The 11,214-nt window shown below is 63.9% G+C and carries 10 protein-coding genes; 5 read left to right on the forward strand and 5 right to left on the reverse strand.

Going from position 1 to position 11,214, the window contains the following annotated elements; genetic code table 11:
• Nucleotides 1-32: 32 nt before the first annotated feature.
• The 4 genes from frr to rpsB form a co-directional block, all read right to left on the reverse strand.
• On the reverse strand, nt 33-593 hold the full coding sequence (frr, locus tag JOD97_RS05450; protein WP_209714035.1) for a ribosome recycling factor: 561 nt from the start codon (nt 591-593) through the stop codon (nt 33-35).
• A 45-nt stretch (nt 594-638) separates the two neighbouring features.
• Nucleotides 639-1,355, reverse strand: coding sequence for a UMP kinase (pyrH, locus tag JOD97_RS05455; protein WP_209714037.1), 717 nt, complete (start codon nt 1,353-1,355; stop codon nt 639-641).
• Nucleotides 1,356-1,513: 158 nt separating this feature from the next.
• Nucleotides 1,514-2,425 carry a translation elongation factor Ts gene (gene tsf / locus JOD97_RS05460; protein WP_209714039.1) on the reverse strand — a complete coding sequence of 304 codons (912 nt, stop codon included), beginning with the start codon at nt 2,423-2,425 and terminating at the stop codon, nt 1,514-1,516.
• A 129-nt stretch (nt 2,426-2,554) separates the two neighbouring features.
• The gene (rpsB, locus tag JOD97_RS05465) at nt 2,555-3,307 is read right to left on the reverse strand and encodes a 30S ribosomal protein S2 (RefSeq protein ID WP_209714041.1); all 753 of its coding nucleotides are present in this window, start codon (nt 3,305-3,307) and stop codon (nt 2,555-2,557) included.
• Nucleotides 3,308-3,765: 458 nt separating this feature from the next.
• On the opposite strand from rpsB, the gene JOD97_RS05470 reads away from it, so the two are divergent.
• From JOD97_RS05470 to JOD97_RS05490, 5 genes are all read left to right on the forward strand, one after another.
• A complete protein-coding gene (locus JOD97_RS05470) occupies nt 3,766-4,575 on the forward strand; it encodes an MHFG family PEP-CTERM protein (RefSeq protein ID WP_209714043.1) in 810 nt (269 codons plus the stop codon).
• A 143-nt stretch (nt 4,576-4,718) separates the two neighbouring features.
• Nucleotides 4,719-5,549, forward strand: a complete 831-nt coding sequence (gene map / locus JOD97_RS05475; RefSeq protein WP_209714044.1) for a type I methionyl aminopeptidase — start codon at nt 4,719-4,721, stop codon at nt 5,547-5,549.
• Between the two features lie 20 nt (nt 5,550-5,569).
• Nucleotides 5,570-8,137 carry a [protein-PII] uridylyltransferase gene (locus JOD97_RS05480; RefSeq protein WP_209714046.1) on the forward strand — a complete coding sequence of 856 codons (2,568 nt, stop codon included), beginning with the start codon at nt 5,570-5,572 and terminating at the stop codon, nt 8,135-8,137.
• A gap of 196 nt (nt 8,138-8,333) precedes the next feature.
• Entirely contained in the window at nt 8,334-9,083 is a 750-nt protein-coding gene (locus JOD97_RS05485) for a pseudouridine synthase (protein ID WP_209714048.1), read from the forward strand.
• Between the two features lie 247 nt (nt 9,084-9,330).
• Nucleotides 9,331-10,002: a flagellar brake protein gene (locus JOD97_RS05490; RefSeq protein WP_209714050.1), complete on the forward strand. Its 672-nt coding sequence runs from the start codon at nt 9,331-9,333 to the stop codon at nt 10,000-10,002.
• Between the two features lie 19 nt (nt 10,003-10,021).
• Here JOD97_RS05490 and JOD97_RS05495 read toward each other — a convergent pair whose 3' ends face one another.
• Nucleotides 10,022-11,173, reverse strand: a complete 1,152-nt coding sequence (locus JOD97_RS05495) for a pectate lyase (protein ID WP_229264190.1) — start codon at nt 11,171-11,173, stop codon at nt 10,022-10,024.
• Nucleotides 11,174-11,214 lie beyond the last annotated feature (41 nt).

An 11,214-nucleotide genomic window follows, 5' to 3' on the forward strand; every position in this document is an offset into this window, starting at 1 on the left:
AGGTGCCAAATTCGCCGTCGGCGTCTTCCGGGTTAGACCGTCAGCACTTCCTTTTCTTTTTCGACAACCATCTTGTCGATGTCGGCGATGAACTTGTCAGTCAGCTTTTGCACCTCGTCGGACGCGCGGCGCTCCTCGTCCTCGGAGATGGCCTTGTCCTTGACCAGTTTTTTCAGCGATTCGTTGCCGTCGCGGCGGATGTTGCGCACCGCGATCTTGGCGTCCTCGGCTTCGCTCTTGACCAGCTTGACCATCTCCTTGCGGCGCTCCTCGGTCAGCGGCGGGGTCGGCACGCGGATCATGTCGCCCTGGGCCGACGGGTTCAGGCCCAGGTCGGCGTCGCGGATGGCTTTTTCGATGGTCGAGGCCATTTTCTTCTCGAACGGCTGCACGCCGATGGTGCGCGCGTCCATCAGGGTGACGTTGGCCACCTGGCTCAGCGCCGTCGGCGAACCGTAGTATTCGACCATCACGTGGTCGAGGATGCCGGTGTGGGCGCGGCCGGTGCGCACCTTGGCCAGATCGGCGCGCAAGGTTTCCAGCGATTTGGTCATGCGTTCTTGCGCATTCTTTTTAACGTCAGCTACGGACATTGCTGCTCTCCTGTTATCGGATGAATTAAACGTGGTGCATAAACATTAAACGTGAACCAGTGTACCCTCATCCTCGCCCATGATGACGCGTTTGAGCGCGCCGGGCTTGGTGATGGAGAACACTTTGATCGGCAATTTCTGGTCGCGGCACAGCGCGAAGGCGGTCGCGTCCATCACTTGCAGGTGCTTGGCGATCGCCTCGTCGAAGGTGATCGAGTGGTACAGCGTGGCGTTCGGGTCCTTCTTCGGGTCGGCCGTGTAGACGCCGTCGACCTTGGTGGCCTTCAGGACGATCTCGGCGCTGACCTCGGAACCGCGCAGCGCGGCGGCCGTGTCGGTGGTGAAGAACGGGTTGCCGGTGCCGGCCGCGAACACCACGACCTTGCCCTCTTCCAGGTACTGCAGCGCCTTCGGGCGCACATACGGCTCGACCACCTGCTCGATGCCGATGGCCGACATCACGCGCGCGGTGATGCCGACATGGCGCATCGCGTCGGCCAGCGCCAGCGCGTTCATGACGGTGGCCAGCATGCCCATGTAGTCGGCGGTGGCGCGGTCCATGCCTTGGGCGCCGGGGGCGACGCCACGGAAGATGTTGCCGCCGCCAATGACGATCGCCAGTTCCACGCCCAGTTTCGCGACCTCGGCCACATCGGCCACCATCCGTTCGATCGTGCCGCGGTTGATGCCGTAAGGATCATCGCCCATCAGGGCTTCGCCGGACAATTTGAGGAGGACGCGCTTGTAGGCTGGTTTGGACATGAGACGGGGCTCCTAAAGTGTATAGGGTTGATTCGGGGAAGGCTGCCGGCGCCTATCATACCTTGAGATAGGCGCGACGGCCGCCGGGGACAACTTGTGTTACAGACAATGTTATGTTGCCGGGTTAAAAAAACGGGCCTCTCGGCCCGTTTGTACTATTAACCCTGGGAAGCGGCCATTTGCGCGGCCACTTCAGCGGCGAAGTCGTCGACTTTCTTCTCGATGCCCTCGCCCACCACGTACATGGTGAACGCCTTGATGGTGGTCGCTTTTTCCTTCAGCATCTGTTCGATCGACTGCTTGTCGTTCTTGACGAACGCCTGGTTCAGCAGCGACACTTCCTTCAGATACTTCTGGACCGAGCCTTCCAGGCGCTTGGCCAGGATTTCCGGCGATTGCGCAGGCTTGCCGGCGGCCACGGCGGCGGCCGCGTCTTCCTCGGCCTTGAGCTTGGCGACCGAGCGCTCTTTTTCGATCAGTTCGGCTGGAACCTGGTCGGCCGACAGCGACACCGGCTTCATCGCGGCGATGTGCATGGCGACGTCTTTACCGACTTGCTCGTCGGCGCCGTCGAACTCGACCATCACGCCGATGCGGGTGCCGTGCAGGTACGAGGCCAGCTTGGCGCTCGTTTCGAAACGCTGGAAGCGGCGGATCGACATGTTTTCGCCGATCTTGCCGATCAGGGCCGAACGCACTTCGTCCAGGGTCTGGCCGTTGCCCGCTGGCAGGGCCAGCAGCGCGGCGACGTCGGCCGGGTTGTTTTCAGCGACCAGCTTGGCTGCGGTGTTGGCCAGGTTCAGGAAGTCGTCGTTCTTGGCGACGAAGTCGGTTTCCGAGTTCACTTCGATCAGCGCGCCCACGCCGTTGGCGATGTAGGCGGCGACCACGCCTTCGGCCGTGATGCGGGCCGATGCCTTCGATGCCTTGCCGCCCAGCTTGACGCGCAGGATCTCTTCCGCACGACCCATGTCGCCTTCGGCTTCGGTCAGTGCTTTTTTGCATTCCATCATTGGCGCGTCCGTCTTGGCGCGCAGTTCGCCTACCATTGCTGCAGTAATCGCTGCCATAGTGTTTCTCCTGTATTCGGTATTCGGTGGAAGGGGAGCGGCCGGTGAGCCCTGCTCTACCCATTAGTTAAAAAAAAGGGGGAGCTGTTGGCCACCCCTTTTTCCTTACAGCTAGCTAGTAAAGAACAATTAAGCCTGTTCGTTCACTTCGACGAATTCGTCGCCAGCTGCGGCTTTGACCATTTCAACAACTTCGTTACCGGCGGCTGCACGGCCTTCCAGGATCGCGTCCGCAACGCCACGGGCGTACAGCGTGATGGCTTTCGACGAGTCGTCGTTGCCTGGAATAACGTACTGAACGCCTTCTGGCGAGTGGTTGGTGTCGACCACGCCGATAACCGGGATGCCCAGTTTAGCGGCTTCGGTGATGGCGCCTTTATGGTAGCCAACGTCAACGACGAAGATAGCGTCAGGAACGCCGCCCATGTCTTTGATACCGCCGATCGATTTTTGCAGCTTGACCATTTCGCGCTGGAACATCAGGCCTTCTTTTTTCGACAGCTTCTCGACCGAACCGTCTTCGATCTGGGCTTCCATGTCTTTCAGGCGCTTGATCGAGGTCTTGATGGTCTTGAAGTTGGTCAGCATGCCGCCGAGCCAACGCTGATCGACGAAAGGAACGCCCGCGCGTGCGGCTTCAGCGGCGATGATTTCGCGTGCCTGGCGCTTGGTACCAACCATCAGGATGGTGCCGCGGTTCGAAGCAACCTGCTTCACGTGTTTCATCGCTTCTTGATACATACCCATCGTCTTTTCCAAGTTGATGATATGGATCTTGTTGCGGTGACCGAAGATGAACGGTGCCATCTTTGGGTTCCAGAAACGGGTTTGGTGACCAAAGTGGACACCGGCTTCCAGCATTTCGCGCATCGTTACGGACATATTTAACTCCAGGGTTGGGTCTGGAATCCGATCAGTCACCATAGAGGCACCCTTGTCGATCGGATTCGCGTTTATGAATAAACAATATTAACAACATTGCCCGAACACAAAATCAAATTCAAGCAACCCGAGATTCTACCCTGAAAACAGCCATTTGGGCAAGTCCGGTCCCGGACCACGCGCCGACTCAGCGGCACAGTGCGCCGAAAGGCATCGGCGAGCCGACTGGCGCGATCCGCGTCCGCGCCCGTTGCCCTGGACAAAAAATGTCAAATGTCGGCGCCGATACAACGACCCAAACGTTAAATTGTAACATTCAGAAATTTATTGTTCTCGATCATGTGAATCGTGACCAATTTGTAATATCATTTGCCAAAGTTTAGTGCCCCAGCAATAAGACACTTGCTTTTCTGTAAGACCTGTTAAAATCGCAATATTGCGTTTTGGAGATTGTCTCGATGTCCACCCTTTTTGCCATCACCCTCGCGGCGGCCGCGACCGTACAACCGAGCTGTTCGTGGGACCGCCCGGGCGCGAACCCGTACACCGGCAACACCGACGCGGCGATCGACCGCTACACCGACATCCCGGAACGCACCCGCGTCAAGCTCAAGCACCGCCTCGCCTACGGCAACCCGGACGAGATGGTCAGCATCACGCGCGACGCCATCACCGGCAAGTATAACTACGACCCCGAGATCCGCGACATGCACTTCGGCGCCGCCTCGGTGTGCCACACCGTCACCCGCAGCAAGTGGAGCCCGAAACGCGAAGAGCCGGGCGCCGTCTACTGCGTCGACCAGCATTGCATCCTGGTGCCCAAGATCTGCGGCAACGTCAGCCGCATCGCCCGCCCGCGCCCGGCCGTGGCCGCCGTGCCGCCGCCAGCGGTGGCGCCGGCCCCGAACTGGAACGACCACGTCGGCGACAGCGACCTGGGCCTGGTGGACGCGCCGATGATCGAGGACGTGCCGAACCTGCGCACCGCCGGCTTCCTGCCGGCGCCGATGCCGGCCGCGCCGGTCGAGGAACGGGTGGTCGAGCAGCCCTTCGCGGGCCGCCCGGTGCCGGCCAACCAGCCGGTCTTCCCGGGCGGCAGCGTGCGCCCCATCCTGCCGCCGCCCAACCCGCCCGGCAACCCGCACGTGACCCCGGTGCCGGAGCCGGAGACCTACGCCATGCTGCTGAGCGGCCTGGGCCTGCTCGGCTTCGCCGCCCGCCGCAAGCGCCGCGCCGCCGCCGCGGTCGCCGCCCACACGGCGGCCTGAGCCGATTTCGACACAGGGCGGCCGTTGCCGCACGCGGCGCCCCCGGCGTCGTTTATAATTTCAGCATATCTGCACGCCGCGACGGACCCCGGTCCGCTCGCCGCCTGCGTTTTTACCGTTTACCTTGCTGATTGCGATCCTCTATGTCCATCTCCATTAAATCCGCCGAAGACATCGCCGGCATGCGCGTGGCCGGCCGCCTCGGCTCCGAAGTGCTCGATTACATCACCCCCTTCGTCAAGGCCGGCGTCACCACCGGCGAGCTGGACCGCCTCTGCCACGAATACATGGTCAACGTCCAGGGCACGATCCCGGCGCCGCTCAATTACTGCCCGCCCGGCTACACGCCCTACCCGAAGGCGATCTGCACCTCGGTCAACGACGTCATCTGCCACGGCATCCCCGGCGACAAGGTGCTCAAGAGCGGCGACTCGGTCAACCTCGACATCACCGTCATCAAGGATGGTTATCACGGCGACAACAGCCGCATGTTCCTGATCGGCGAACCGTCGATCATGACCAAGCGCCTGTCCGACATCACCTATGAATGCATGTGGCTGGGCATCGCCAAGGTCAAGCCGGGCGCGCACCTGGGCGACATCGGCCACGCCATCCAGCAGCACGCCGAAAAAGCCGGCTACAGCGTGGTGCGCGAGTTCTGCGGCCACGGCATCGGCAAGATTTTCCACGAGGAGCCGCAGGTGCTGCACTACGGCCGGCCGGGCACGCTCGACGAGCTCAAGCCGGGCATGATCTTCACCATCGAGCCGATGATCAACGCCGGCAAGCGCGAGATCCGCGAAATGGGCGACGGCTGGACCATCAAAACCAAGGACCGCAGCCTGTCGGCGCAGTGGGAGCACACCATCCTGGTCACCGAGACCGGCTACGAGGTGCTGACCTTGTCGGCCGGCAGCCCGCCGCCGCCGGCCTTCATCACGGCCGGTGCGGCCGCTGCGGCCGTGGCGGCGTAGCGCGCATGTCGGCGGCCGTCATGAAAAACGAGCTGCGCGAGCAGCTCAAACGCCAGCTCAAGACCGAACGCCAGATCGTCATCGCCGGCTTCCAGGCCGACGGCATGCCCGAAAAGCTGCTGCGCAGCCTGCGCCAGAGCGTCGACGCGGTGCTGACCACGGCCTGGCACGCGGCGCGCCTGCCGGCCAACACGGCGCTGGTGGGCGTGGGCGGCTACGGCCGCGGCGAGCTGTTCCCCTATTCCGACGTCGACCTGCTGATCCTGCTCGAACAGGCGCCCGACGCCGCCACCACCGAAAAGCTCGAGGAGCTGGTGCAGCTGCTGTGGGACCTGGGCCTGGAGATCGGCCACAGCATCCGCACCGTCGACGAGTGCCTGACCGAGTCGGCCGCCGACATCACCGTGCAAACCAGCCTGCTCGAGGCGCGCGTGATCTGCGGCGACGAGCAATTGTTCGCCCAGCTGCAGCGCCGCTACGACGAGGCGATGGACCCGCGCGCCTTCTACCACGCCAAGCTGCTGGAGATGCGCCAGCGCCACGCCAAGTACGAGGACACCGCCTTCAGCCTGGAGCCGAACTGCAAGGAAAGCCCGGGCGGCCTGCGCGACCTGCAGGTGATCCTGTGGCTGGTCAAGGCCGCCGGCCTGGCCAACTCGTGGCGCACCCTGGCCACCAGCGGCCTGATCACCCAGACCGAGGCCAAGCAGCTGATGGAAAAGGAGCGCGCCTTCAAGGACATCCGCGTGCGCCTGCACCTGCACGCCGGCCGCCGCGAGGACCGGCTGGTGTTCGACATCCAGACCGCCATCGCCGAGTCGCTCGGCCTGCAGGCCACCGGCAGCGGCCCGGGCATGCGCCGCGCCAGCGAATACCTGATGCAGCGCTACTACTGGGCCGCCAAGACGGTCACCCAGCTCAACACCATCCTGCTGCAAAACATCGAGGAACGGCTGTTCCCGCAGGAGGAGGTGGCGGTGCCGATCAACGCGCGCTTCAACGACCTCAACGGCCTGATCGACATGGGCGACGACGACACCTTCGTGCGCACGCCGTCGGCGATGCTGGAGATCTTCGTGCTGATGACCGAGCGGCCGTCGCTCAAGGGCATGACTTCGCGCACCATGCGCGCGCTGTGGCACGAGCGCTTCCAGATCGACACCGCGTTCCGCGCCGACCCGGTCAACCGCGCGCTGTTCCTGCGCATCCTGCAGGCGCCGCAGGGCATCATCCACGCGCTGCGCCGCATGAACGATTTGTCGATCCTGGGCCGCTACCTGCCCAACTTCCGCAAGATCGTCGGCCAGATGCAGCACGACCTGTTCCACGTCTACACGGTCGACCAGCACATCCTGATGGTGGTGCGCAACATGCGCCGCTTCACGATGGCCGAGCACGCGCACGAATACCCGTTCTGCAGCCAGCTGATGGCCAACTTCGCGCAGCCGTGGCTGCTGTACCTGGGCGCGCTGTTCCACGACATCGCCAAGGGCCGCGGCGGCGACCACTCCAAGCTGGGCACGGTCGACGCCCAGCAGTTCTGCGTCGAACACGGCATGAGCGCCGAGGACACCGAGCTGGTGGTGTTCCTGGTCGAGCAGCACCTGGCGATGTCGCAGGTGGCGCAAAAGCAGGACCTGTCGGACCCGGACGTCATCGCCGCCTTCGCCAAGACGGTGGGCGACGAGCGCCACCTGACGGCGCTGTACCTGCTGACGGTGGCCGACATCCGCGGCACCAGCCCGAAGGTGTGGAACGCCTGGAAGGCCAAGCTGCTCGAGGACCTGTACCGCATCACCCTGCGCGTGCTTGGCGGCGAGCCGCACAGCGCCGACCACGAGCTGAAGAACCGCCAGCAGGAGGCCTTGGCCACGCTGCGCCTGTACGGCCTGGGGCCGGACGCGCACGAGGCGTTCTGGCGCCAGCTCGACGTCGCCTACTTCCTGCGCCACGACGCCTCCGACATCGCCTGGCAGACGCGCGCGCTGTACGACCGCTTCACCAGCGACAAGCCGGTCGTCAAGTGCCGCCTGGCGCCGATCGGCGAGGGCCTGCAGGTGGCGGTCTACATCCGCGACCAGCCGGACCTGTTCGCGCGCATCTGCAGCTACTTCGACCGCAAGAACTTCAGCATCCTCGACGCCAAGATCCACACCACGCGCCACGGCTACGCGCTCGACACCTTCCTGGTGACGGAGCAGAACTTCGCCAAGAGCTACCGCGACATCATCAGCCTGATCGAGCACGAGCTGTGCGGCGTGCTGACCCATCCGGAGCCGCTGACGGCGCCCGGCAAGGGCCGGCTGTCGCGCCTGTCGCGCACGTTCCCGATGCAGCCGACGGTGGACCTGCGCCCGGACGAGCGCGGCCAGTATTACCTGCTGTCGATCGCCGCCAACGACCGCACCGGGCTGCTCTATTCGATCGCCAACGTGCTGGCCAAGTACCGCCTCAACCTGCACACGGCCAAGGTCATGACCCTGGGGGAGCGGGTCGAGGACGTGTTCCTGATCGACGGCCCGGCGCTGGGCAACGCCCGCAGCCAGTTGCAGCTCGAGACCGACCTGCTTGAGGCGATCAAGGTATAAACTGTTCCATTGGCGGCTCATGGCGGATTACGCGCGGCGCGCTAATCCGCCCTACGTGTTTTAGATCGGATTTACCGTCATCGGACCGTAGGGCGGATTAGGCGGAACGCCGTAATCCGCCACGAGCCGCCAGCGACGCGGCCCGACCCGATTCATATTAGCTTTACCCCATACTCATCATTTATAGAAAAGCATCATGTCAGAAGAATTATTACGCCTGTCCAAACGCATGTCCGAACTGGGCCTGTGCTCGCGCCGCGAAGCCGACGAGTGGATTGCGCGCGGCTGGGTCCGGGTCGACGGCCAGGTGGTCTCCGAACTGGGCAGCAAGGTCACCCCCAGCCAGAAGGTCACCGTCGAGCGCCAGGCCGCCGCCGAGCAATCGAAGCGCGTGACGGTGCTGATCAACAAGCCGATGGGCTACGTCAGCGGCCAGGCCGAGGACGGCTACCAGCCGGCCGTGGTGCTGGTCAAGCCGGAGAACCGCTGGCCGGACGATCCGTCGCCGGAACTGTTCCACCCCACCCAGCTGCGCTCGCTGGTGCCGGCCGGCCGGCTCGACATCGACTCGGTCGGCCTGCTGGTGCTGACCCAGGACGGCCGCGTGGCCAAGCACCTGATCGGCGAGACCACCAGCGTCGACAAGGAATACCTGGTGCGGGTCGAGTACACCAAGCCGGGCAAGCTGCCCGACAGCGACCTCAAAAAGCTCAACCACGGCCTGTGGATGGACGGCAAGCCGCTGTTGCCGGCCAAGGTGCGCTGGCAAAACGACGACCAGCTCAGTTTCACCCTGCGCGAAGGCAAAAAACGCCAGATCCGCCGCATGTGCGACATGGTCGGCCTGAAAGTGGTCGGTTTGAAAAGGGTTCGCATCGGCAAGGTCAAACTGGGCGACCTGCCGGTGGGCCAGTGGCGCTATCTGCGTCCCGAAGAGCAGTTTTAAGGCGCCGGCGCCGGCGCCCGTGGACCAAAACCGCACAATCGGTGAAATATTCTGACCACTTATTGCTATTTAGCAAGCCAAGTGCGGGAATAAATTGTAAACTGTGCGGACCGACCTCGCATTGCCGAAGTCATTATCAAAGAGATATGCCGCAGTGAACGATCCCATACCCAATGAAATGCGCCGTGGCCCGCCCAGCCTAAAAGATGCTGTGGAGCCGATACCGGCCGGTTCGAAGCCGCATGACATGACCGATGAGCACGACATCGGCGATTCGCTGACCCTGCTCGCCGACAATGGCGACCCGGTGTCGATCTATCCGGCCAGCACCACCAACGTGGTGATGGCGCGGATCCGCTCGGTCGATCCGGAAAACCCGTATTTTGTGCTCGAGCTCAACGAGGGCGAGTTCCTGCCGCCCGGCGAGGCCACCTTCGTCGCCTGGCTGCGCTCGTCGAAGATCCAGTTCAAGCTGGCGTCGGACGAATGGGCCTGCCAGCCCGGCGTGCCGACCCTGATCCCGCTGGAGTTCCCGGACAAGTGCCTGGTGCTGAACCGGCGCGCCTCGACCCGGCTGGAAACCCCGCTGGGCATCTACTACATGGCCTCGTTCGTGCTGAACGGCAAGCCGTACGAGTTGCAGTTGTACGACTTCTCGTCGGGCGGCGTCGGCATGCGGGCGCCGCCGCGCGACTGCGTCGGCCTGCACGTGGGCCGCAAGCTGCAGCGCGTGCGGCTCGAGCTCGGCCCCGACTCGGTCATGATCGCCGACCTCGAGGTGCGCCTGTCGCGCACCTTCCGCTCCTTCCTGCTGGGCGAGCAGGTGCAGATCGGCTGCCAGTTCACCAACCTGTCTCCCGCCATGCGGGACGAGCTGACCCGCCTGCTCGACAAGCTCAACAGCGGCAAGCACCGCTAGCGGGCCGGCCCCGGCCGCTTCAGACCGTATCGGTCGACTGCCGCACGCTGGCCGCGCCGGTGGCCTTGTGGGTATCGCCCATCATCGCCTCCAGTCCCGCGTGGCCGGTATCGTCGTTCTTGAAGTTGACGCTCGACGTGTGCGAATCGAAGCGGAACACGTCGTACTTGACGTCGCGCAGCACCGAATCCTCGAAGTCCACGTGCGCCGTGATCGGCTTGCCGCCGCTGGTGACCATCAACTGGCCGACGTCGGACGCCTGGAGCCCCTGGAGCTTGACGTTGGCGTCGCCGTTGGTCTGGATCACCTTGTCGTGCGCGTGGTAGAACGACGAGTTGGTGATCTCGACCTGCGCCGGCCGGCCCAACGCGGTGGCGGCGACGCCGGCGCGCTGGGCGTCGACCGCGCGGTTGTCGGCGCCGTCGATGGTGATGGCGTCCTCGCCGACGTCGCGGTTGACGACGTTGTCGAGCTTGGCGTCGCCCATCAGGTGGATGCCGTCCGCGCCGGAATACTGCAGATTCTTCAGCTTGCCGCCCGATTCCACGATAAACACCGGCAATTGCGTCTCGCTGACGCCGCCGTCGCCCAGCGCTTTGGTCGGACGGTAATACTTACCGCCGCCGTCGAAGGTTTCGCCCGCGTGGACGATGATGGTTTTATTCACATCGACGATGGCGGTCGGCTCCGGCGGCGCCGTGCGGGCCGCCGGCCGGACGCCCGGCACCGGCCCGGCGGCGGCAAGCGTGACGGCCTTGACCGGCGCGTGCGGTGCGCTTACTGTCGTGTCGGCCAATTTTGCACCATCGTGGTGCACAACCGGGGCTGCCGCGCCGATGTGATGCGCGGGCATGGCCACATGGGTCGCGGCGGACCGGGTTGGCTGCGCGTCGGCCGATTTATGGTGGTGGTGGGCGTGGTGGTTGTGATGGGTGTGATGGGTGTGATGGTGATGGTGATGGTGATGATGGTCATGCTTCGGCCGCTTGTGGTCGCCGTCGTCGAGTTCGGACGCCGCCGACTTGCGGCCCAGGCCGCGTTGCATCAGACGCCGCACGGCCTGCTCCCATTCCTTGTCCAGATTGATGGCACCGGGGCCGGCCGGATGGGCGTGACACTCCCCTCGGGGATGCTGCGCGTCGTGTACGCGCGTGGCTGAAATTTTTTCCATGGCTTGCACTCTCTCTTCTCGATGTGGGCCGGATAAATTCC

The organism is Duganella sp. 1411, assembly GCF_017833525.1.
Classification (GTDB): Bacteria; Pseudomonadota; Gammaproteobacteria; order Burkholderiales; family Burkholderiaceae_D; genus Rugamonas.